The 20,664-nt window shown below is 72.0% G+C and carries 19 protein-coding genes; 9 read left to right on the forward strand and 10 right to left on the reverse strand.

What is annotated here, in order from left to right; genetic code table 11:
- Positions 1 to 103: 103 nt before the first annotated feature.
- Both ACZ7HQ_RS28935 and ACZ7HQ_RS28940 read left to right on the forward strand, forming a co-directional pair.
- The gene (locus tag ACZ7HQ_RS28935) at positions 104 to 1,324 is read left to right on the forward strand and encodes an exo-beta-N-acetylmuramidase NamZ family protein (RefSeq protein WP_470995856.1); all 1,221 of its coding nucleotides are present in this window, start codon (positions 104 to 106) and stop codon (positions 1,322 to 1,324) included.
- An 83-nt stretch (positions 1,325 to 1,407) separates the two neighbouring features.
- On the forward strand, positions 1,408 to 2,706 hold the full coding sequence (locus tag ACZ7HQ_RS28940) for an alpha/beta hydrolase family protein (protein WP_470995859.1): 1,299 nt from the start codon (positions 1,408 to 1,410) through the stop codon (positions 2,704 to 2,706).
- A 37-nt stretch (positions 2,707 to 2,743) separates the two neighbouring features.
- Here ACZ7HQ_RS28940 and ACZ7HQ_RS28945 read toward each other — a convergent pair whose 3' ends face one another.
- A complete protein-coding gene (locus ACZ7HQ_RS28945) occupies positions 2,744 to 5,530 on the reverse strand; it encodes a penicillin acylase family protein (RefSeq protein WP_470995863.1) in 2,787 nt (928 codons plus the stop codon).
- Between the two features lie 240 nt (positions 5,531 to 5,770).
- On the opposite strand from ACZ7HQ_RS28945, the gene ACZ7HQ_RS28950 reads away from it, so the two are divergent.
- From ACZ7HQ_RS28950 to ACZ7HQ_RS28960, 3 genes are all read left to right on the forward strand, one after another.
- Entirely contained in the window at positions 5,771 to 6,373 is a 603-nt protein-coding gene (locus ACZ7HQ_RS28950; RefSeq protein WP_470995866.1) for a hypothetical protein, read from the forward strand.
- A gap of 110 nt (positions 6,374 to 6,483) precedes the next feature.
- Positions 6,484 to 7,212, forward strand: a complete 729-nt coding sequence (locus tag ACZ7HQ_RS28955) for a 3-keto-5-aminohexanoate cleavage protein (RefSeq protein WP_470995869.1) — start codon at positions 6,484 to 6,486, stop codon at positions 7,210 to 7,212.
- Between the two features lie 111 nt (positions 7,213 to 7,323).
- Entirely contained in the window at positions 7,324 to 8,391 is a 1,068-nt protein-coding gene (locus tag ACZ7HQ_RS28960) for an RNA ligase (ATP) (protein ID WP_470995872.1), read from the forward strand.
- 20 nt (positions 8,392 to 8,411) lie between these two features.
- Here the strand turns inward: ACZ7HQ_RS28960 and soxR are convergent, their stop codons facing one another.
- Entirely contained in the window at positions 8,412 to 8,870 is a 459-nt protein-coding gene (gene soxR, locus ACZ7HQ_RS28965; protein ID WP_470995875.1) for a redox-sensitive transcriptional activator SoxR, read from the reverse strand.
- A 95-nt stretch (positions 8,871 to 8,965) separates the two neighbouring features.
- On the opposite strand from soxR, the gene ACZ7HQ_RS28970 reads away from it, so the two are divergent.
- Positions 8,966 to 9,427, forward strand: a complete 462-nt coding sequence (locus ACZ7HQ_RS28970) for a MaoC family dehydratase (protein ID WP_470995879.1) — start codon at positions 8,966 to 8,968, stop codon at positions 9,425 to 9,427.
- Between the two features lie 12 nt (positions 9,428 to 9,439).
- On the opposite strand, the gene ACZ7HQ_RS28975 is transcribed toward ACZ7HQ_RS28970, so the two are convergent.
- The 3 genes from ACZ7HQ_RS28975 to ACZ7HQ_RS28985 form a co-directional block, all read right to left on the reverse strand.
- A complete protein-coding gene (locus ACZ7HQ_RS28975; RefSeq protein WP_470995882.1) occupies positions 9,440 to 10,063 on the reverse strand; it encodes a TetR/AcrR family transcriptional regulator in 624 nt (207 codons plus the stop codon).
- A gap of 73 nt (positions 10,064 to 10,136) precedes the next feature.
- On the reverse strand, positions 10,137 to 10,424 hold the full coding sequence (locus ACZ7HQ_RS28980; protein WP_470995885.1) for a YiaA/YiaB family inner membrane protein: 288 nt from the start codon (positions 10,422 to 10,424) through the stop codon (positions 10,137 to 10,139).
- Positions 10,425 to 10,484: 60 nt separating this feature from the next.
- Entirely contained in the window at positions 10,485 to 11,636 is a 1,152-nt protein-coding gene (locus tag ACZ7HQ_RS28985) for an acyl-CoA dehydrogenase family protein (protein WP_470996176.1), read from the reverse strand.
- Between the two features lie 102 nt (positions 11,637 to 11,738).
- On the opposite strand from ACZ7HQ_RS28985, the gene ACZ7HQ_RS28990 reads away from it, so the two are divergent.
- Genes ACZ7HQ_RS28990 through ACZ7HQ_RS29000 form a run of 3 tightly spaced genes read left to right on the forward strand, consistent with a single transcriptional unit; the run spans position 11,739 to position 14,104 of the window.
- Positions 11,739 to 12,380: a TetR/AcrR family transcriptional regulator gene (locus tag ACZ7HQ_RS28990; protein WP_470995888.1), complete on the forward strand. Its 642-nt coding sequence runs from the start codon at positions 11,739 to 11,741 to the stop codon at positions 12,378 to 12,380.
- 46 nt (positions 12,381 to 12,426) lie between these two features.
- A complete protein-coding gene (locus tag ACZ7HQ_RS28995) occupies positions 12,427 to 13,143 on the forward strand; it encodes an ArsR/SmtB family transcription factor (protein ID WP_470995891.1) in 717 nt (238 codons plus the stop codon).
- Positions 13,144 to 13,165: 22 nt separating this feature from the next.
- Positions 13,166 to 14,104 (forward strand): DMT family transporter, encoded by a 939-nt coding sequence (locus tag ACZ7HQ_RS29000; protein WP_470995894.1) that lies wholly within the window; start codon positions 13,166 to 13,168, stop codon positions 14,102 to 14,104.
- A 24-nt stretch (positions 14,105 to 14,128) separates the two neighbouring features.
- On the opposite strand, the gene ACZ7HQ_RS29005 is transcribed toward ACZ7HQ_RS29000, so the two are convergent.
- The 5 genes from ACZ7HQ_RS29005 to ACZ7HQ_RS29025 form a co-directional block, all read right to left on the reverse strand.
- Positions 14,129 to 15,211, reverse strand: coding sequence for a Zn-dependent alcohol dehydrogenase (locus tag ACZ7HQ_RS29005; RefSeq protein WP_470995897.1), 1,083 nt, complete (start codon positions 15,209 to 15,211; stop codon positions 14,129 to 14,131).
- A gap of 15 nt (positions 15,212 to 15,226) precedes the next feature.
- Positions 15,227 to 16,615 (reverse strand): aldehyde dehydrogenase family protein, encoded by a 1,389-nt coding sequence (locus ACZ7HQ_RS29010; protein WP_470995901.1) that lies wholly within the window; start codon positions 16,613 to 16,615, stop codon positions 15,227 to 15,229.
- Between the two features lie 179 nt (positions 16,616 to 16,794).
- A complete protein-coding gene (locus tag ACZ7HQ_RS29015; protein ID WP_470995904.1) occupies positions 16,795 to 17,481 on the reverse strand; it encodes a class F sortase in 687 nt (228 codons plus the stop codon).
- Entirely contained in the window at positions 17,468 to 18,175 is a 708-nt protein-coding gene (locus tag ACZ7HQ_RS29020) for a hypothetical protein (RefSeq protein ID WP_470995907.1), read from the reverse strand. Before ACZ7HQ_RS29020 ends, ACZ7HQ_RS29015 begins: the two co-directional genes overlap by 14 nt.
- A gap of 225 nt (positions 18,176 to 18,400) precedes the next feature.
- Positions 18,401 to 20,632: a molybdopterin oxidoreductase family protein gene (locus ACZ7HQ_RS29025; RefSeq protein ID WP_470995910.1), complete on the reverse strand. Its 2,232-nt coding sequence runs from the start codon at positions 20,630 to 20,632 to the stop codon at positions 18,401 to 18,403.
- Positions 20,633 to 20,664 lie beyond the last annotated feature (32 nt).

The raw sequence follows: 20,664 nt of genomic DNA on the forward strand, positions 1-20,664 counted from the left end.
GTCTCCTTCGACACGACTTCGCGCGGCGCGCATCGGCTCTGACCGGCCCAGACTAACCGGTCGGTATGTGTGAAGGAAGGGTCATCGCACCAAACCTCCAGCCATGGACCTGTCCCGACGGAACCTCCTCGCATCGGCAACGGTGGCCGCACTTCCGGCCCCGCCCCACCACCGTGAAGAACTGCGCACCGGCTTCGAAAGACTCGCAGCCGACGGTTACTCCCTGCTGAAGGGCCGCCGTGTCGGCATCGTCACCAACCCCACCGGCATCACCAGAGACACCGCCCACATCGTCGACGTCATGCACAAGGACCCCCGCGTCAGGCTGACGGCGGTCTTCGGCCCGGAACACGGCTTCCGCGGCACCGCGCAGGCGGGCGGGTCCGAGGGCCGCTACAACGACCCGGCGACGGGGCTTCCCGTCTACGACACGTACCTGAAGAGCGGCCGCCCGCTGGCGGACGTCTTCACCACCGCCGGGGTCGACACGGTCGTCTTCGACATCCAGGACGTCGGCGCCCGCTTCTACACCTACATCTGGACGCTCTACGACTGCATGGAGGCCGCCCAGCTGGCGGGCAGACGCTTCGTCGTCCTGGACCGCCCGAACCCGGTCACCGGACGGGACGCCCGGGGCCCGGTCCTGCACAAGGAGTTCGCCACCTTCGTCGGCCGGCAGCCGGTCGCGCAGGCGCACGGGATGACCGTCGCCGAGCTGGCGAGGCTGTTCAACGGGGAGTTCCTGAGCCGGCCGGTCGCGCTGGACACCGTCCTGATGACCGGGTGGAAGCGGTCGGACTGGTACGACGCCTCCGTGCTTCCGTGGGTGCCGCCGAGCCCGAACATGCCGACCCCGGACACGGCCCTCGTCTACTCCGGCACCTGCATGTTCGAGGGCACCAACGTCTCGGAGGGCCGGGGCACGACCAGACCCTTCGAACTGCTCGGTGCCGAGGGCGTGGACGGCCACTGGGCCGCCGCCGCGAACGAACTCGCCCTGCCCGGCGTGCGGTTCAGGGAGGCGTACTTCACGCCCACCTTCTCCAAGTTCCAGGGCAGGACGGTCGGCGGGGTGCAGATCCATGTGCACGACCGGGCCGCCTTCGACCCGGTACGCACAGGGATCGCGCTGCTGGTGACCGTCAGGAAGGTGTGGCCGGGCTTCGCCTGGCGCCCGGACAACTGGATCGACAAGCTCACCGGCTCCACCCGGGTGCGCACGATGATCGACGCGGGGGCGGGCACCGACGAGGTGACCGGCGCCTGGCAGGAGGAGCTGGCCGCCTTCCGGCGGATCCGAAAGGAATATCTCCTGTACAAGTGAGGCGTGGTGTATGGCCAACTCTGCCCCGGAGCAGGACGATACGTCCGCGACGCATCGTTTCAGGGGGGACGAGGGAGCCTGACATGGCGGATCCTGGGATGAGCGTGACTCCCTACTGGGAGCTGACCTTCGACACGGACGGGGACGTGGACGGCCCCGAACGCGACCGGCTGCTCGGGCAGGTCACCGAGCACGGCGTCCGTGACCTGCTCGTCTTCGCACACGGCTGGAACGACGACCGCTCGGGCGCGACCGCGCTGTACCGCCGTTTCTACGCACCGTTCCCGGCGCTCGCGCCACGGGCCCGCCTCGGGTACGTGGGGGTGATCTGGCCGTCGATGCGGTTCAGCGACGAGCCGATCCCGGACTTCCCGAAGTCGGCGGCGGCCCGGGCGGCGGAGGCGCAACCGGGCCCGGCGCTGGACAAGGTCACCCGGCGCGGACTGCTGGAGACCTTCCCGGGCCGGGCGCCCGTGATCGACCAGCTGGCCCGCATGCTGGACGAACCGCCGGCCGGCGCCGAGGGGCTGGCGGAGTTCGGGCGGCTGGTGCGGCTGCTCGTGGACGCGGAGCCGCCCGGGGTGGCCGACACCGCGGAGGAGGGCGAGCCGGCCGTGTTCACCGAGGACCCGGCGACGGCCTGCGCCGCGTTCGCCGACGCGCTCGCCGCGGTCCGGTCACCCGGCACACCGGCCGGGTTCAGCATCCCGAACCCCTGGGAAGGCGCCAAGGAACTGCTGCGGCAGGCGACGTACTACACGATGAAACGGCGTGCCGGGACGATCGGCGAGCAGGGACTCGGGCCGGTGATCGGGCAGTTGGCGCACGCGGCACCCGGGGTGCGGGTGCATCTGCTCGGCCACAGCTTCGGCGGGCGGCTGGTGTCGTTCGCGCTGCGCGGGCTGCCCGACGCGGTGCGCGCGGTGAAGTCCGTGACCCTTCTGCAGGGCGCCTTCTCGCACTACGCGTTCGCGGACGGGCTGCCGCAGGACCCGCAGAAGACGGGCACGCTCAAGGACCGGCAACGGCGGATCGACGGCCCGCTGGTGTGCTGCTACTCGCACTTCGACACGGCCCTCGGCACGTTCTATCCGCTGGCCTCCCGGCTGTCCGGCGACGACCGCTCGTATGCGGGCGGTGAGATCGCGGCCCTGCTGGGCCCGCGGTGGGGCGCGCTGGGCCACGACGGGGTGCAGGCGGTGCCGGGGACCGCCCGGCTGGACCTGGCCGCCGCCCTCACCGGACCGCTGCCGGCGTCGGGGTGCGTGAACGTCGACGCGGCGGCCGTCGTCCGGCGCGGGGGTCCGCCGACCGGGGCGCACAGCGATATCGCGCACCCCGAGCTGGCCCGGCTGGTGCTGGCGGCGGGCCGCATCACCTGACCCGCCGCCAATAACCTGTTCAGCCGGTGCGGTTGGCCTACCGGTGCGAGGTGTACTCGACCACCTGCTGGAAGGTCGGCCGGTTCTGCCAGCTGATGTTGCCGTGCTTGATGCCGCCCAGGGTGCGCTGGACGATGGAGTCGGCGCACCACTGGTCGCCGGCCGAGCACAGGCTGTCGCCCGGGTAGACCTGGGCGGCGGTCGTCCCGGCCGCCTGCTTCAGGGTGCTGAGCAGGATGTCCCTGCAAGCGCCGAGGCTGCCGCCGCCGCAGTACTTCTCGGCGAAGCCCCCCTGCACGTTCTCACCGAGCACCGCCCGGATGTCCTTGTCGACATAGCTCCACCAGCCGTACTGGAAGGAGCTTCCGGCGTGCGAGCCGGTCGGGCCGTGTCCGGCGGACGGGGCCTCGTCCACGGGGATGTCGCCGGTGAACGCGGTGTACAGGTCGCTTCCGAGGCCGGGCTCGAACTCGGCCTTGACCAGCAGCGGCCACCAGGCGTCCAGGATGCGGATCGCGTCGGCGCCGGCATAGGTCTTCGAACCGGCGGACGTCTCCGTGCGCTTGGCGCCCGCGGTCAGCCAGGTCTGCAGCTTGTTCACCGCGTCGGCGGCCGTGGGATCGGACACCGCCGAGGAGTTGATCACCTTGAGCAGCTTGGGCAGCACGTCCTCGGCGCGCAGATCGGCGAGGGCCGCGTCCGCCATGGCCTGCACCAGCCTGGTGCGGGTCACCCCGCCGGCCGCGACCAGCTTCTTCACCCGGTCGTCCAGCAGATTGCCGCGATGCACCGAGCCGTCGCCCCAGGAGGCGGTCGTGTAGTCCTTGGCCTGCTTGTTGTTCCAGGAGACGTAGTAGTCCTGGTCGATGGAGCGGGGGTGGGCGGAGGCCGGGGTGTAGTCGGCGGTGTTGGTGGCCGGGTCCCAGTTCCGCCACTCGTACGCCGGCTGCGCCCAGACCGGGAACTCGGCGTCGACACCGGCCGCCCGGACGGGGTTGTCACCGCTGTTGTAGTACGCGGTGTGCTGGGAGTCGGCGTAGAACCAGTTGAAGGTGTAGTTGATGTGCTGGGCCGCGCTCTGGAAGTCCTGCGGGCCCTTGACGTAGCCGGGGTCGTTCAGCATCTGGAAGCCGATGATCGAGTCGGCCTCGTGCAGGTAGGAGGAGCGCAGCGTGGTGTAGGCGACCTTCTTGCCGCCGACGGTCGCGCGGTACTCCACCGGGCCGTACTTCGTGCGCCACACCCTCATGGTGTACGACCCCGCCGGCGTGCTGTCGGCCGTGGTCGGCGACCAGGCGTTCTTCTGCTCGACCTCGTCCATGGCCGTACAGGTGCCGTGGTAGAGGTAGTGGTGGTCGTCCTGGCACAGCTCGACGGCGTAACTGTCGATGATGTCCTGGCCGGAGGTGGTCGCGCTCCAGGAGTAGTCCTGGCCGCGGCCCAGTTCGACGTACATGCTCAGCCCCGCGAAGGAGGCGCCGCGCGCGCTGATGCCCGGGCCCTGGATCTCCTGGAGCATGAGCAGCTGCGGTGCGAAGTAGCCGGTCTGCGGTCCGAAGACGGCGATCGGATGCCCGCTCGCGGTGTACTTGCCGCTGACGACGAGCGCGTTGGACATGCCCCGGTGCGCCGAGCTGAGCGTCGTCCTCGCGGCGGCGGCGGAGGTGTTCCTGGCGGCCGCGGTGGCCGCGCTGCCCGTGCGGTCGTAGACGAGCGGTTCCTGGGTGACGGTGCCGGGGTCGGGCAGGGCCTGGCCCTGGGCATCGGCGGGCTTGGTGCCGTACGGGAAGCTCTCGCCGTTGTGCACGGTCAGGACGGCCTCGGGGTCGTTGCGCTCGCGGAAGGACTCCCAGACCTTGGTGCCCTCCTCGACGCCGTACTTGGACTGGGCGGCGATCAGCGAGAGGGCGTTGCTCACCTCGCCGCCTCCGCCGGAGCCGAACAGCGAGCCGATGACGGAGGCCAGCGCCACCAGGTCGGTGATCTTGAAGTGGTCGATGGTGCCGGCGTTGGTGATCGGGTCCTTGTGACCGGTCAGGTCGTACTCGCCGGGGAAGTAACGGCCGCTGTCGGAGGCGTCGATGTAGGCGTTGACGCCTGCGAGGTAGGCATTGGCGTCGGCGAGGGCCTGCTGGCCACGGGCGCCGTTCCTGGCCACCGCGTTGTCGATCTGCGCCTGCAGGTCGGCCTCGGTGTACGGCGCGTTGCGGTAGAACTCCTGCTCCAGGCCCTGGTTGGCTGCGGCACCGCCGGCGAACGAGGTCAGCTGGCCACGGCCGACGTGCCGGAAGACGTCCATCAGCCACAGCCGGTCCTCGGCCGCGGCGTAGCCCGCCCCGTACTCGGTGCCGTACCGGGTGGTGCCCGTGATGTGCGGCACCCCGGTCTTCTTGTCCCGGACGATCGTCACGTCACCGCGCCCGCCGGGCTTCTCGGTGGAGGCGACCTGGTCGGACGGGACACCGAACGAGGCGTCGTCGAAGAAGGAGTTGATCTTCGCGTCGGTCAGGCCCGGGTAACCGGTGGCGAGGCCGGCGTACGGGCCGAGCTGGTCCTCGGCGTGCGAGGGCTGGGTGCCGAAGGCCTGGTTGAGCAGGATCTGCGCGAGCGTGGCGTTGCCGTTCTCGCCGGGCGGCAGGATGTCCGAGCACTGGCCGCCGCAGTAGTCGTTCGACGCGGTGGCGTCGGCGGCGGCCGGCGTCTGGGTGAGGGGGGAAAGAAGTCCGGCGACGAGCACGCATATCGACGCGGTCTTCAGGAACCCGGTGAAGCGGCGGGACGTTCTCAGTCTGTCAAGCGCGGTACGTGGGGTTCGCCGTGGCATGGCGGCTCCTAGCGACAGGGGTGGCCGAACGTTACCGCCGGTATCCCCACGTTCAAAGATGAACATGCGTCACTTTCCGGAGTCCACAAGCAGACACACGAGAAGAGCACGCGAAGACCACGAGAAGAGATGGAGCCGAATCGCCTGTCGATACGTCTATTCGTCGACGTCGCGCGAAGTCCGTGCGACAACGCCGAAGTGGCCGAAGTACAGGTGCAGGTGTGACGGAGGTGCAGGGCGATGGCCGGTTTCCGGAGTCTGGCGAGACAGGTACGCGATCCGGGCTGCGATCTGGCACTACGGCGGTACTCACTGCGCAAGTGCCTTGAGAAGTTCGCCCCTTACGGGCATCGGGCGACCTGGGACCATCTGTGCTCCCGGGCGGGCTTCGGCCCCGAGGACCGCTCCCCCGACCCGGCGCGGCTCGTGGCCGCACTGGAGGAACTGGAGGAGGCCCGGTCCGTCTGGCTCGGCTACGAGACCGACTTCACCGAACGGCGCAGGAAGGAGAAGCACGACGGGCTGCGCAGGCCGGGCAGCGTGGACGACTGGCACCGCCTGACCTGGGGCGGATTCGGGGTCGCCTGGTGCGACGACCCGCGGATCCACCCCAACGAGCCGCTGGCGGAGGTGCTGCGCCGGCTGATCGCCGCGCTGGAGCGGGATCCGGGCACGGGCTGCCCGGTGTGCGGCGGGGACCGTCTGATCTGGCGCTACGGCCTGGACCACGAGCCGTCGTCCGGCCCGGTCTGCACGGAGTGCGGGATACTCGTGCCGCGCCCGGTGCTCACCGCCCGGGCGCTGGAGTACGCGAGGCGGGGACGGCTGCTGATGTCGGCCTGAGCGGTGGTGTGTCAACGGGGGGTTGATCCGGGGGGTGCGTAGGGGATGCCGCGCCCCCTGTTGTGCGGCAACGGGGGGCTGTTGTCCGTGGGGGCGGGCACCATCGAGCCATGGTGCAGGTGTGTCTCAACGGATCTCGTACGGCGGCCGACGGCACCGCGGTGCCACTGTCACCGGAGGACCTGGCCCGGTCCGCGGCGGATGCCGTGGCGGCCGGCGCCACCTCGGTCCATGTCCATCCCAGGACGCCGTGCGGCCGTGACAGTCTCTCCCCACGCGTCCTTGCTCCGGTACTGGAAGCGATCAGGGCGCGGGTGAAGGTACCGGTCGGAGTGACCACCGGCGCCTGGGCGGAGCCCGATCCGGCGGCCCGGCTCGCGCGGGTGCGTTCCTGGTCGGTGCTGCCCGACTTCGCCTCGGTCAACTGGCATGAGGCGGGCGCCGAAGCGGTCGCCGGGCAGCTGCTGGGCATGGGCGTGGGCGTCGAGGCGGGCATCTGGTCCGGCACCGACGCGACGGCCCGGTTCGCGGCCTCACCGCTCGGTCCGAGTGTCCTGCGTGTGCTGGCGGAGGTGACCGACCCGGACCCGGCCACCGCCGAGGCCTCGGCGCGGGCGCTGCTGGCCGGCCTGGGCGAAGCGTTCGGCCGGCCGGTGCTGCTGCACGGCGAGGAGGGCGGCACCTGGCCGGTGCTGCGGCTGGCCGGCCGGCTGGGCCTCGCCACGCGGATCGGCCTGGAGGACACGCTGTTCCTCCCGGACGGCCACCGGGCCCGGTCCAACGCCGAGTTGGTCGCCGAGGGGCTGGTGCAGTACGGGTGGTTCCGGCGCCCGGCGTAGGGACGCCGGGTGAAGAGGCCGACGCTACCAGCCACAAATCCGCTCGCTCCAGCCGATTCCGGTCCGGACAGTGGAGGCGATGAAACCGAACCGATGAACACGGGGAGTCCCATGTCCACCCTGCGGGTCACCGCCGAAGTGCTGACCGTCCACGAGCATCCGAACGCCGACGCGCTCGAACTGGCCCAGGTGGGCCTGTACCGCGCCGTCGTCGCCAAGGGCGCGTACCGCACCGGCGAGGCCGCCGTCTACATCCCGGAGCAGTCCCTGCTCCCGCCCGGCCTGGTCGAGGAGCTGGGCCTGACCGGACGGCTCGCGGGCGGCGAGGCCAACCGGGTCAAGGCGGTACGGCTGCGCGGCGAGCTGTCGCAGGGCATCGTCTGCCGGCCGAAGGCGCTCGCGGACGTCGACCTGGTCCGTGCGGCGGCCGAGGGGACGGACTTCGCCGAGCGGCTGGGCATCACCAAGTGGGTGCCGCCGATCCCGCCGACCATGAACGGCGAGGTGGAGTCGGCGCCGGATCTGCTGCCCTGGGTCGACATCGAGAACATCCAGCGCTACCCGGACATCTTCACACCGGGCGAGCCGGTCGTGCTGACGGAGAAACTGCACGGTTCGGCGTGCCTGCTGACCTACGTCGCCGACGAGGGACGGGTGTACGTGTCGTCCAAGGGCTTCGGCGCCAAGTCCCTCGCGCTGAAGGAGGATCCGCGGAACCTGTACTGGCGCGCGGTGCGCGGGCACGGGGTCGACGAGGCGGCGGCGCGGCTGTGCGAGCGGCTGGGCGCACGGCGGGTCGGGATCTTCGGCGAGGTGTACGGCGCGGGGGTGCAGGACCTGTCGTACGGCGCGGACGGGCGGCGGGACACGCTGGGGTACGCGGCGTTCGACGTCTCGGCGGAGGTGGACGGCACGCTGCGCTGGCTGGACGTGGCGGAACTGCTGGAGGGGGAACTGCCGGTGGTGCCCCGGCTGTACGCGGGGCCGTACGACATCGAGCGGGTGCTGGAGTTCGCGAGGGGGCGGGAGACCGTGTCGGGGCGGGGGCTGCACCTGCGGGAGGGTGTGGTGATACGGGCCGCGGTGGAGCGGTACAGCGGGGTGACGGGGGGCCGGGCCATCGCCAAGGCGGTCAGTCCGGCGTACCTGACGCGCAAGGGGGGCACCGAGTACGAGTGACCGGTGCCGGCGGGGGCCGCTCAGCCGCCCTCGGCCAACAGCCGGGATCCCGTCAGCCGCTCGCCGAACACGTCGTCCGGGTTGGACAGGACACAGTTCTCCAGGGACAGGCACCCGCACCCGATGCAGTCGGTCAGGTGATCGCGCAAACGGTTCAGCTGGTTGATGCGTTCGTCGAGCTCCGAGCGCCACTTCTCCGACAGCCGCGCCCAGTCCTCACGTGTCGGCGTCCGCTCCTCCGGCAGCTCCGCCAGGGCGTTCCGGATCGTGGCCAGCGGAATCCCGACCCGCTGCGCGGCGCGGACGAAGGCGACCCGGCGCAGGGTGTCGCGGCTGTAGCGGCGCTGGTTGCCGGACGTGCGGCGGCTGCTGATCAGGCCCTTGGACTCGTAGAAGTGCAGCGCGGAGACGGCGGCGCCGCTGCGCGCGGACAACTGGCCGACGGTCAGCTCATGGATCTTCTCGGGAATCTGCGGCACTCCTCAGAGCCTAGCGGGCCGTGATTTGTTGACAGGCGCCCCGCACCCGACCATGCTAAGCAGTTGCTTAGAGATGCGAGCGAGAGGCCGGGAACATGGCAGAACCGAGGACCTTCACCTCCCCCGACGAGCTGAAGGCGGCGGTCGGCGAGCAGCTGGGGTACACCGACTGGCTGGAGGTCGACCAGAAGCGCATCGACCTGTTCGCCGAGGCCACGGGCGACCACCAGTGGATCCACGTGGACCCGGAGAAGGCCGCCGCGGGCCCCTTCGGTACCACCATCGCCCACGGCTACCTCACGCTCTCCCTGCTCCCGCTCTTCGGCCCGCAGCTGATCCGGGTCGAGGGCGTGAAGATGGGCGTGAACTACGGCACCAACAAGGTCCGCTTCCCCTCCCCCGTCCCCGTCGGCTCCCGGGTGCGCGCCACCGCGCGGATCACCGGGGTCGAGGACGTCACCGGCGGTGTCCAGGTGGCCGTCGCCTTCACCGTGGAGCGCGAGGGCGGCGACAAGCCGGTGTGCGTCGCGGAGTCGGTCGCCCGGTACTACCTGTAGGCCGGACGGGCGCTACCGCACGCCCACCATCCGGAGCACGAGGTCGGCGTAGAGCGCGCCGACCTCCTCCGGGGTGCGCGGGCCGTTCACGGTGAACCAGCGGGCCACGTCGATGCACAGCGACAGCACGGCGAGCGTGGTGCCCTGGACGTCCAGCACGTCGAACTCGCCCGAGGCGACGCCGTCCTCGATGATCCCTCGTACCTCGGCGTCCACCTGGCGGCGCAGCGCGACGATCTCGGCGCGGGCCTCGGGGCCGAGCGCGTCGAGTTCGTACTGCACGACCCGCGCGGTGGTGCGGCGGCCCGCGTGCCAGCGGACGAACGAGCTGACCGCGTCGGCCAGCCGCTCGGCCGCGGTGCCCTCCCGCCGCGAGGCCGTGCGCAGGATGCCGAGGGCCTTGTCGTGGCCGATCCGGCTGATCCGGTGGAGCAGCTCTTCCTTGGTCTTGTAGTGGATGTAGAGCGCGGCCGGGCTCATGCCGGCCCGGCCGGCAATGTCACGGGTCGTCGTCGCGTGGTAGCCGCGCTCGGCGAAGGCCTCCACGGCGGCGACGAGCAGCCGCCGGGCCGCGTCAGGGGTGACCTGTTCCCACGGCTCCACTTCGCCGCCGGTCGTCTCCTCCGCCGTACTCATCGCTCGCTCGCCCCTCTCGATGACAGGAACACCACCATACCGCCGACGGTGAGCGAGCGCTTAGTGCAGCCGCTCAGAGCTTTTCGAAGGGGTCGTGTTCCGCGAGCAGCTTCTCCAGGCGCGCCTGGTCGACGCGGCTGACGATCTGCCCCGCCTCCTGGCGGTCCCGGATCACCTTGGCGAGGGTGAAGGCGGAGGTGACGAGGTAGAGGACCGCGATGCCGAGGAAGCCGCGCACCCAGGCGTCCGCGTTCAGCTGGAAGATCCCGATGGCGGTGGCCGCCATGGCGACCGCGAAGGACGCGACGGCCTGGCCGTGGAAGGCGGCCGTGCTCTGCTGCTTGACGGGTGTGTCACTCATGGAGCGAGCATCGCCCGGACGTGGCCCGCGCCACATCCGCCGGGATACTCAAAGACGTACTCAGAAGGCCGAAACCCCGGTCAGGGAACGGCCGATGAGCAGCTTCTGGATCTGGCTGGTGCCCTCGTAGAGGGTCATCACCCGGGCGTCGCGCAGGAGTTTGCCCGCCGGGTACTCGTCGATGTAGCCGTAACCGCCGAAGACCTGCAGGCCGTTGTTGGCGGCGCGGACGGCGGCCTCGGAGGCGAACAGCTTGGCCTTGGAGGACTCGACGGCGAACGGCTGCCCGCGGTCGATCAGGTCGGCGACCCGCCAGGTGAGCAGCCGGGCGGCGTCCACGTCGACGGCGATGTCGCTGATCAGCTCCTGGACGAGCTGGTGGCGGGCGATGGGCTTGCCGAACTGCTCGCGCTCGCCGGCGTACCGGACCGCCGCGTCCAGCGCGGCCTGGGCTATGCCCACGCAGCCCGCCGCGACCGACATCCGGCCCTTGGCCAGGGCGGACATGGCCACCGAGAAGCCCTTGCCCTCCTCGCCGAGCATCGCGGAGGCGGGCACCCGCACGTCCTGGAGGACGAGTTCGGCGGTGGCCTGGCCGCGCAGACCGAGCTTGCCGTGGATGGTGCGGCGGCTCAGTCCAGGGGTGTCCGTGGACACGAGGAAGGCGGAGACGCCCTTGTGGCCCGGGGCGTCGGTGGAGCGGGCGAAGAGCAGGACGACGTCCGCCCACGTCCCGTTGGTGATGAACATCTTGGTGCCGTTGATGACGTAGTCGTCGCCGTCGCGTACGGCGCGGGTGGTGAGGCTGCCCGCGTCGGAGCCGGTGCCGGGCTCGGTGAGACCGAAGCAGCCCACGTACTCGCCCGCGGTCAGCCCCGGCAGCCAGCGCCGCTTCTGCTCCTCGGTCCCGCGGGCGGCGATCGTCTTGGCGACGAGCCCCAGGGACACGGAGACGATGCCGCGCACCGACGAGTCCCCTCGGCCCAGTTCCTCGGTGACCAGGCAGTACGCGAGGTGGTCGCCGCCCGAGCCGCCGTACTCCTCGTCGACGGTGAGCCCGAGGAATCCGACGTCGCCGAGCTTCTTCACGATGCCCCGGTCGACCTCCTCGGCGCGGTCCCACGCCACGACGTGCGGGGCGATCTCGCGCTCCACGAAGTCCCGGGCGAGCTGCCGTACGGCGGCCTGCTCCTCGCTCAGCTCCAGGTTCACCACGCGATCACCCCACAGAAGACGACACCCACGGCAGATCTTGAAAGCCGTACATTTAAATTAGCACTGCTAGTTTCTGTTCGCAGCCCTACTATGTGCGCCATGGCCCGACCGCGCAAGCCCCTCCTCAGCACCGACCGGATCATCGAGACGGCCCGGGAACTCGTGGACCGCGAGGGCCTCGCGGCCGTCTCCACCCGCCGGCTCGCCGCCGAACTAGGGGTGAGCGGACCCTCGCTCTACAACCACTTCCGCACCAAGGACGAGATCCTGGAGGCGGTCGCCGACTCGGTGAGCGGCCTGGTGGACCTGTCGATGTTCGAGGACGGCCGTGACTGGCGCACCGCGCTGCACGACTGGGCCGTCTCCTACCGGGCCGCCCTGCGCGACCACCCGAACATCGTCCCGGTCCTCGCCCGGGGCCCCGGGCGCCGCCCCGCCGCCCTCCGGCTGGCGGACGCGGTGTACGGCGCGATGGTCGGCGCGGGCTGGCCACCGGCCCAGGCGACCTCGATCGGCGCGCTGATGCGGTACTTCATCATGGGCTCGGCCCTCGGTTCGTTCGCCGGTGGCTTCGTGGACGACGAGAGCGCGTACGACCCCTGCGACTATCCGCACCTGGGCCAGGCCCACCTGCTCGCCGAGCAGCAGGAGAAGATCGACGAGCGCGCCTTCGAGACGGGGCTGTCGGCGCTGCTGGACGGGCTCGCGCAGCAGTACGAGCAGGTGCGGCAGAGCGTGTGACGACAATTCGGTGGGCGCCGAACGGTCGGTGCCGCATGCTGGGCGCATGACCCCCAGGGATCCCCGGGCGGCCGGGCTCGCCTCGCTGGCGGCACTGGTCGCCGACGAGACGCGGGCCGCGTGCCTGCTGGCGCTGCTCGACGGGCGGGCCTGGACCGCGGGCGAGCTGGCCCGGCACGCCGGGGTCGCCGCGTCGACGCTCAGCGAGCACCTGGGCAAGCTGGTGGCCGGCGGTCTGCTCACGGAGGAACGGCAGGGGCGGCACCGGTACGTGCGGCTGGCCGACGCGCGGGCGGCGGGTCTCGTCGAGGATCTCGCCGCGCAGGTGCGGGTGCCCGCGGCGGCCGTACGGCCACGCTCGCTGCGGGAGTCGAGCGTCGCGTCCGCGATGGCGCGGGGCCGTACCTGTTACGACCATCTCGCCGGGCGGCTCGGGATCGCGCTCACGGACGCGCTGACCCTTAGGGGGCTGCTGCGGCAGGACACCGGGTTCGCGCTCACGGACGCGGGGGTGGAGTGGTTCGCCGCTGCGGGTATTGCGCTCGACGTCTCGAGTCGGCGCCCGCTGGCCCGTGCGTGCCTCGACTGGACCGAGCGGCGTCCGCATCTCGCCGGGGCTGCGGGGGCCGCGCTGTGCCGGCATGCGCTGGACGCGGGGTGGTGCGTGCGGGTCGGCTCCGCGCGGGCCGTGAGAGTGACCCCGTCGGGAGAGCGGCAGCTGTCGGCGTTGCTCGGTGTCCGATTTCCGCCGGACCGGGCTTGAACCGGTACCTAACCTCGGGAGCATGATGAACGTCGCCCCACGCCACCACCTGCTGCCCGCCTGCGCGGCCATCGTCACCGTCGTCCTGTGGGCCTCGGCCTTCGTGGCGATCCGGAGTGCCGGGCAGGAGTACTCCCCCGGTGCGCTGGCCCTGGGCCGGCTCGCGTCGGGGACCCTCGCCCTGGGAGTCCTGTGGGCGATACGCCGGGAAGGACTGCCCCCGAGGGCCGCCTGGCGCGGGATCCTGCTGTCCGGGGTGCTGTGGTTCGGGTTCTACATGGTCGTGCTGAACTGGGGCGAGCAGCAGGTGGACGCCGGCACCGCGGCCCTCGTGGTGAACGTCGGCCCGCTGCTGATCGCCCTGCTCGGCGCCCGCCTGCTCGGTGATCCGATGCCGCCGCGGCTGCTGGCCGGGATGGCCGTGTCGTTCGCGGGCGCGGTGACCGTGGGCCTGTCGATGTCGGGCGGGGGCGGGTCCTCCGTGCTCGGTGTGGTGCTGTGTCTGCTCGCCGCGGTGGCGTACGCCGCCGGTGTCGTCGCGCAGAAGCCGGCCTTGGGGCACGCGAGTGCGCTGCAGGTGACGACGTTCGGGTGTCTGGTCGGTGCCCTGGGCTGTCTGCCGTTCACCGGGCAGTTGGCGCACGAGGTCGCCCACGCGCCCGTGCCGGCCACCCTGAACATGGTCTACCTGGGCGTCTTCCCGACCGCGCTCGCCTTCACGACCTGGGCCTACGCCCTCGCCCGCACCACCGCGAGCCGGATGGGCGCGACGACGTACGCCGTGCCCGCGCTGGTGGTGCTGATGTCGTGGCTGGTGCTCGGGGAGGTACCGGGCGTGCTGACGCTGGGCGGCGGGGTGCTGTGTCTCGCGGGCGTGGCGGTGTCGCGGTCCCGGGCGCGCGGGGGCCGCACCGTCCGGGTCGCGGCCGGACAAGAGCCGCGACCCGAGAAGGTCACCTGAGCCACCGGAGGCCGGCGCCCGGCGTCAGAACACCACCAGCGCCCGGCCGCCCTTGCCCGCGAGCATGTTCTCGAAGGCGGCCGGGATGCCCTCCAGGGCGATCCGCTCGGTCACCAGCGCGGAGAGGTCGAAGCGGCCCTCCCGTACGTGCTCGGCGAGCACCGGGACGTCGCGGGCCGGGTCGGTGTTGCCGTAGACGCAGCCGGACAGGGTGCGGCCCCAGTGGAAGATCTCCAGGGCGTTGAAGGTGACCTCCTGGTCCTTGCCGCCGATGCCCACGACCGTCGTACGGCCGCCGCGGCGGGTGGAGTCCCAGGCCGTGCGGATCGACACCGCGCGGCCCACGCACTCCACCGAGACGTCCACGCCCTGTCTGCCGGTGAGGGCGCGGATCTCCCTCGGGGTGTTCTCGGAGGCGAGGACGTAGTCCGTGGCGCCGGCCGCCCGGGCCAGTTCCTCCTTCCCGGGGGAGACGTCGACGGCGATGATCCGCGACGCGCCCGCGATGCGCGCCGACTGGAGGGTGGCGAGGCCCACGCCGCCCGCGCCGAAGACGGCCACCGTCTCGCCCTCGCGGACCTTCGCCGAGTGGTGGACGGCGCCGTAGCCGGTGAGGACGGCGCAGCCGAGGAGGGCGGCGTCCACCAGCGGCACCCCCTCGGGCAGGGGCAGCACACAGGACGCGGAGACGACCGTCTCCTCGGCGAAGGCGGCCACGTTCAGGCCGGGGTGCAGCTCGGTGCCGTCGGTGGTGCGGGCGTAGACGTCCGCAGCGCCGTTCAGCGCGTTGGCGCACAGCCAGACCTCGCCGAGCGCACAGGCGTGGCAACTGCCGCAGGCGGGAGCCCAGTTGAGGACGACGGGGTCTCCTTCGGTGACGTGTGTGACGCCCTCGCCCACGGCCACGACCGTGCCGGCGCCCTCGTGGCCGAGGACGGCCGGGACCGGGACGCGCATGGTGCCGTTGGACAGGGACAGGTCGGAGTGGCAGACACCGGCGGCGGCGAGGCGGACCCGGACCTGTCCGGGGCCCGGGTCGGGCAGGTCGATGCCGGTGATCTCCAGCGGGGCGCCGATGGCGGGCAGGACGGCGGCTCGTACGGCCATGACTCGCGTACTCCCTTAGAACTGGAGGGACTTGGTCTGGAGGTACTCGGTGAGCCCGTGCGCGCCGAGTTCCCGGCCGACTCCGGACTGCTTGTAACCGCCGAAGGGGGCGAGGGGGTTGAACCGGCCGCCGTTGATGTCCACCTGTCCGGTGTCCATACGCCGGGCGAAGGCGACGGCCTCGGCCTCGTCACCGGCCCAGACGGCGCCCGCGAGGCCGTACACCGTGCCGTTGGCGATGCGCAGGGCGTCCTCCTCGTCCTCGTAGCGGAGGATGGACAGCACCGGGCCGAAGATCTCCTCCTGGGCGATGGTCATCTCGGGTGTCACGTCGGCGAACACGGTCGGGCTGATGAAGTAGCCCGTCTCCCGGGGGGACTCGGGGCCGCCGGCCACGAGGCGGGCTCCCTCGGCGATGCCCTTCTCGATGTAACCGCGCACCCGTTCCTGCTGCTTGGCGCTGACGACCGGACCGATGCGGTCGCCATACCTGGCGGCGGCGGTGGCGGCCAGTTCGACGGCCTCGTCGTACTGGTCGCGGTGGACCAGCATGCGGGTCCAGGCGCTGCAGGTCTGGCCGGAGTTGGACATCACGTTGGCCACCCCGACGTTCACCGCCTTGGCGAGGTCGGCGCTCGGCAGGATGACGTTGGCGGACTTGCCGCCGAGTTCGAGGGCCACCTTCTTGACGGCCGCGCCCGCCACCGCGCCGATCCGCCGGCCGACCGCGGTGGAGCCGGTGAAGGAGACCAGATCCACGCCCGGGTGCTCGGCGAGCGCCTGGCCGGCCACCGGGCCGAGGCCGGTGACCAGGTTGAACACACCGGCCGGCACGCCCGCCTCGTGCACCGCCTCGGCGAACAGCTGGGCGGTGAGCGGGGTGTCCTCGGCGGGCTTGAGGACGACGGTGCAGCCCGCGGCGAGCGCCGGGGCGACCTTGGCGACGATCTGGTGGAGGGGGTAGTTCCAGGGGGTGATCGCGCCGACCACACCGATCGGCTCGTGCAGGACGGTCGAGTTGCCGACCTTCTCCTCGAAGGGGAGGGAGGCGGCCAGCTCGGCGTAGGAACCGGCGACCGCGATCGGCACGGCCGCGTGCACGGCCTGGGAGAACTGCGGCGGGGAGCCCAGTTCCCCGGTGACCGTCTCGGCGATCTCGTCCTTGCGGGCCACGAGGACGTCCCGGAGGGCGGTCAGGCGCGCGGCGCGCTCGGCCGGGGGCGTGGCCGCCCAGGCGGGCAGGGCGGCGCGGGCCGCACGGACGGCGGTGTCGACGTCCAGGGCACCGGCCGCCGGGACCCGGGCGATGACCTGCTCGTCGGCCGGGTTCACGACCTCGATGACTTCCGTGCTCTCGGCGGGGCGCCAGGCGCCGTCGATGTACAGGCCGTCGTGTGCCTTCATACTGCTTCCTCCCGGCGGGTCCGCGTCGTCCGGGCACACAAACTAGCGGCGTTAGTTTTTTGGCGCCAGACGTACCAGGACATCATCGCCGGGGCGGCCGCGGCCCACGCACCGGGCCGGGCACCGAACCGGGTCACTCCGTGACGGACAGTCGGGCCATCCGGTGGCGGACAGAACGGTCACCTGGTGGCGGACAGATGGGCGAAGACCACCACGTTGCTGGTGTAGCCGGTCCGCCGGCTGTAGAGGCCACCGCAGGTCAGGACCCGGAGTTCCGGTCGCCCGACCGGGCCGTAGACCTCCTTGTCGGGGAAGCCCGCCTTGTCGAAGACCTTCACGCGGTCCACGGCGTACACGGCGGTACGGCCGTCGGCGCGCTTGACCTCGATGAGCTTGCAGGGTTTGACCTGGGCGAGCGCGGCGAAGACGGCCGGACCGGTCATGGTGTCCCGGTGGCCGACGGCGATCGCGGTGCCGGGCTCGCCCGGCGTGGGGCCGCCCTCGTACCAGCCGACCAGCTTGGGCCTGGCCACGGGGGGAGTCTCCAACTGCCGTTCCGCGTCGAGCCGGAGAGCGGTGACCGGGGCGTCGACGCCGAGGGAGGGGATGCGGAGGGACGTCGGGCGGGACCGGGGCAGTGGCCGGGGCGGGGGCCCGGAAGGCGGCGCGCAGGATTCCTCCCCGCTCGCGCTCCCTGCGCCGGCGGCCGCCACGGCGTCCGGGTCATCCCCACGGCCGGGCCCGTCATGCCCGCCCAGGCACCGGTTCGCCCCCGTCACCAGGACGGTCACCAGCAGAGCCGTCCTGGTGAGGCGGTAGGCGCGGGTCCGGTACCAGGGCCTGCGTCTGCGCCTACGCGGCACCATGGGGCCGCCGGCGGATCAGCCGGACGTACGCGACACCGCTGACCGCGACCAGGCCGACCGCCGCCGCGGCGGCCACCGGCGAGTATCCCGCGGCCGTGTCGATGAGACCGCCGCCGCCCGCGTGCACACCGCCCTTCGGCGGGTCGTGGTCACCGCCCTGGCCCCAGCCCGGACCGTCCTGCTGGTGGTCCTGGTGATCCTGGTCGTCCTGGTTGTCCTGGTGGTTCTGGTGGTCCTCGATCTGCCCGTTCGGACCGTGCGCCCCGTCGTTGTGGTTGTCGTGGCAGTTGACGCGGAAGAGCTTCTCCTTGGGGGCGCCCGCCGCGACCCAGGTGAGCTTGTACTGCCCGTCGGTCAGGCTGATCGGGTCGGTGTGTCCGGCGCCGCCGGCGAGCTGGATGATGCCGGTGATCGTCGCGGCGGTGGGCAGCGGGGGCTGCGCCTGGATGATGTAGGCGATGTTGGGCAGGATGTCGAAGTTGACGGCGTCGAGGTAGAACCTGCAGACCGCCGGGTCGTCCTTCGAGACACCGTAGGGCACGCCCTCGCGGTGCACCCTGATGTCGCCGTTTTCGCCTTGGGCCACCGCGTTCGGCGCCGCTACCCAAAACGCGCCCGCGGCGGTGAGGGCGGTGAGGACGACCGTGGCGCCCGCGCGGGAGCCGATGGCACGTGGGAGTGTCAGGCTGGGCATGCGCAATCCTCCGCGAGTTCAGACGATTTTCATACAAATCGCTCTTTCGTCTGGACTCTCCGTCATACGCACCGCCCGCCTGGGCAACGACGCCCGGCGCGTCGTCAGATATCGCCCATGCGGCGCAACACCGAGCGCGTCGGGCGCCCGCGCCCCGCACCGCCGGGCCCTTCCAGCCACCCCGGCGAGCGCAGGGTCACCCCGGCGGACAGCGGCAGCGCCAGGTCACAGGATTGCGGCGAGCTGGACGGGGACACCGTTGAGCACCGCGTTGCCGGAGAGCGGGTCGAGCAGGCTGCCGTCGAGGAGCTGGTTGACGTTGACTCCGGGCGCGGTCGCGGCGTGGCCGAGGCGGGCGCCGGGGCGGTCGTGGCCCCAGCCGTGCGGCAGGCTCACCACTCCGGGCCGTACGGCGTCGGTGACCTCGGCCGGCGCCACCACCTCTCCCCCGGCGCCCCGCACGCGTACGTCCGCCCCGTCGCGGACGCCGAGCCGGGCCGCGTCCTCGGGGTGGATGTGCAGGGTGCAGCGGTTGGAGCCGCCGGTGAGGGCGGGCACGTTGTGCATCCAGCTGTTGTTGGAGCGAAGGTGGCGGCGGCCGACGAGGACGAGACCCGCGGGCCGCTCGCGCAGCGCCCGACGGAGCCGGGGCAGGTCGGCGGCGATCGGTTCGGGCAGCAGCTCCACCTTGCCGCTGCGAGTCCTGAGCGGCTGGGGCAGGCGCGGGCGCAGCGGGCCGAGGTCGATGCCGTGCGGGTGGGCGAGGAGCCGCGCCAGGCTCAGTCCGTCGGGCCGGGCGCCGAAGCCGTCGCCGTACGGGCCGAGGCGCAGCATCATGTCCAGCCGCCGCTCGGGGCCGGTCTCGCCGGTGAGTTCGGCGGCGAGTTCGCGTGGGTCGCGGCCGTGCACCGGTGAGTGTTCCTCGGTCACGGCCCTGCCGAGGGTCTGGTCGACGACCATGGCGTCGACGGCGGCCGGGTCGGCGCCGTGCATGCCGGTGGCCGCGAGGATCAGGCGGGCGAGTATCTCGCTCTCGGCCATGCGGCCGGGCTCCAGCGGGATTGCGGGGCGGGTGTAGCGGACCTGGTTGCGCACGGCGAGCGTGTTGAAGGCGAAGTCGTGGTGCGGGCTCTGGGAGGGCGGCGGCGGGGGCAGGACGACGTCGGCGTGGCGCGAGGTCTCGTTCAGGTACGGATCGACGCTGACCATGAAGTCCAGGGAGTCCAGGGCCTTGTCGAGGCGGTCGCCGTCGGGCGCGGACAGCACGGGGTTGGCGGCGACGACGATCAGCGTGCGGATCGGCTCGCCCTCGTCGGTGGCGGTGTCGATCTCCTCGGCGAGCGCCGAGAGCGGCAACTCGCCCTTGGCCTCGGGGAGTCGTCGTACCCGGGAGTGCCAGCGGCCCAGCGCGAAGCCGCGGCCGGGGCCCGCCGGGCGGGGGGTCCGGTCGGTGGCGGCCTGCGGGAAGAGGGCGCCGCCGGGCCGGTCCAGGTTGCCGGTGAGGATGTTGAGGACGTCCACCAGCCAGCTGGCCAGGGTGCCGTGCGGGACGGTGCAGCTGCCGATGCGGGCGTAGACGGCGGCGGTGGGGGCGGCGGCCAGTTCGCGGGCGAGGGTACGGATGACGCCGGCGTCCAGGTCACAGGCCCCGGCGACGGCTTCCGGGGTGAAATCGCGCACGGCGCCCTGGAGTTCGGCGACTGCGTCGACATGCGCGGCGAGGTCCTTCAGGTCGACCAGGTCCTCCGCGAAGAGGGTGTGGACCATCGCCGCGAGCAGCAGGGCGTCGGCGCCGGGGCGGATCGCCAGGTGCCGGTCGGCGAGCCTCGCGGTGCGGGTGCGGCGCGGGTCCACCACGGTCAGGTGTCCACCGCGGGCCTTGAGCGCCTTGAGCCTGCCGGGGAAGTCGGGGGCGGTGCACAGACTGCCGTTGGACTCCAGGGGGTTGGCGCCGATGAGGAGGAGGTGGTCGGTGTGGTCCAGGTCGGGCACGGGGATGGCGTTCGCGTCGCCGAAGAGCAGGCCGCTGGAGACGTGCTTGGGCATCTGGTCGACCGTGGAGGCGGTGAACAGGCTGCGGGTGCGCAGGCCGGCGAGGAGGACCGGCGGGTAGAGGGCGCCGGCCACGGTGTGCACGTTGGGGTTGCCGAGGACCACGCCGACGGAGTCCGGGCCGTGGCCTTCCACGACCGGGCGCAGGCCGGCGGCGACCGCGTCGAAGGCCTCCTCCCAGGTGGCTTCCCGCAGTTCGCCGTCCCGCCGGACGAGCGGTGTGCGCAGCCGGTCGGGGTCGGAGTCGACGGCCCCGAAGGAGGCGCCCTTGGGGCAGATGAAACCCTTACTGAAGACGTCCTCGCGGTCCCCGCGGGCGCCGGTGACACGGGTGCCCTCGATGCTGAGGGTCAGCCCGCAGGTGGCCTCGCACAGGGGGCATATTCGCAGGGCGGTGCGGGACACGGGTCCTCCCGGGGGTCGGCGGCGGTGCCGGG

Source organism: Streptomyces sp. NPDC037290 (assembly GCF_055603245.1).

Excerpts from the sequence above, each read along its gene's own strand:
- ACZ7HQ_RS28935 (WP_470995856.1), top strand. The coding sequence starts at position 104 with ATGGACCTGTCCCGACGGAACCTCCTCGCATCGGCAACGGTGGCCGCA.
- ACZ7HQ_RS28940 (WP_470995859.1), top strand. The coding sequence starts at position 1,408 with ATGGCGGATCCTGGGATGAGCGTGACTCCCTACTGGGAGCTGACCTTC.
- ACZ7HQ_RS28945 (WP_470995863.1), bottom strand. The coding sequence starts at position 5,530 with ATGCCACGGCGAACCCCACGTACCGCGCTTGACAGACTGAGAACGTCC.
- ACZ7HQ_RS28950 (WP_470995866.1), top strand. The coding sequence starts at position 5,771 with ATGGCCGGTTTCCGGAGTCTGGCGAGACAGGTACGCGATCCGGGCTGC.
- ACZ7HQ_RS28955 (WP_470995869.1), top strand. The coding sequence starts at position 6,484 with ATGGTGCAGGTGTGTCTCAACGGATCTCGTACGGCGGCCGACGGCACC.
- ACZ7HQ_RS28960 (WP_470995872.1), top strand. The coding sequence starts at position 7,324 with ATGTCCACCCTGCGGGTCACCGCCGAAGTGCTGACCGTCCACGAGCAT.
- ACZ7HQ_RS28970 (WP_470995879.1), top strand. The coding sequence starts at position 8,966 with ATGGCAGAACCGAGGACCTTCACCTCCCCCGACGAGCTGAAGGCGGCG.
- ACZ7HQ_RS28975 (WP_470995882.1), bottom strand. The coding sequence starts at position 10,063 with ATGAGTACGGCGGAGGAGACGACCGGCGGCGAAGTGGAGCCGTGGGAA.
- ACZ7HQ_RS28980 (WP_470995885.1), bottom strand. The coding sequence starts at position 10,424 with ATGAGTGACACACCCGTCAAGCAGCAGAGCACGGCCGCCTTCCACGGC.
- ACZ7HQ_RS28990 (WP_470995888.1), top strand. The coding sequence starts at position 11,739 with ATGGCCCGACCGCGCAAGCCCCTCCTCAGCACCGACCGGATCATCGAG.
- ACZ7HQ_RS28995 (WP_470995891.1), top strand. The coding sequence starts at position 12,427 with ATGACCCCCAGGGATCCCCGGGCGGCCGGGCTCGCCTCGCTGGCGGCA.
- ACZ7HQ_RS29000 (WP_470995894.1), top strand. The coding sequence starts at position 13,166 with ATGATGAACGTCGCCCCACGCCACCACCTGCTGCCCGCCTGCGCGGCC.
- ACZ7HQ_RS29005 (WP_470995897.1), bottom strand. The coding sequence starts at position 15,211 with ATGGCCGTACGAGCCGCCGTCCTGCCCGCCATCGGCGCCCCGCTGGAG.
- ACZ7HQ_RS29010 (WP_470995901.1), bottom strand. The coding sequence starts at position 16,615 with ATGAAGGCACACGACGGCCTGTACATCGACGGCGCCTGGCGCCCCGCC.
- ACZ7HQ_RS29015 (WP_470995904.1), bottom strand. The coding sequence starts at position 17,481 with ATGGTGCCGCGTAGGCGCAGACGCAGGCCCTGGTACCGGACCCGCGCC.
- ACZ7HQ_RS29020 (WP_470995907.1), bottom strand. The coding sequence starts at position 18,175 with ATGCCCAGCCTGACACTCCCACGTGCCATCGGCTCCCGCGCGGGCGCC.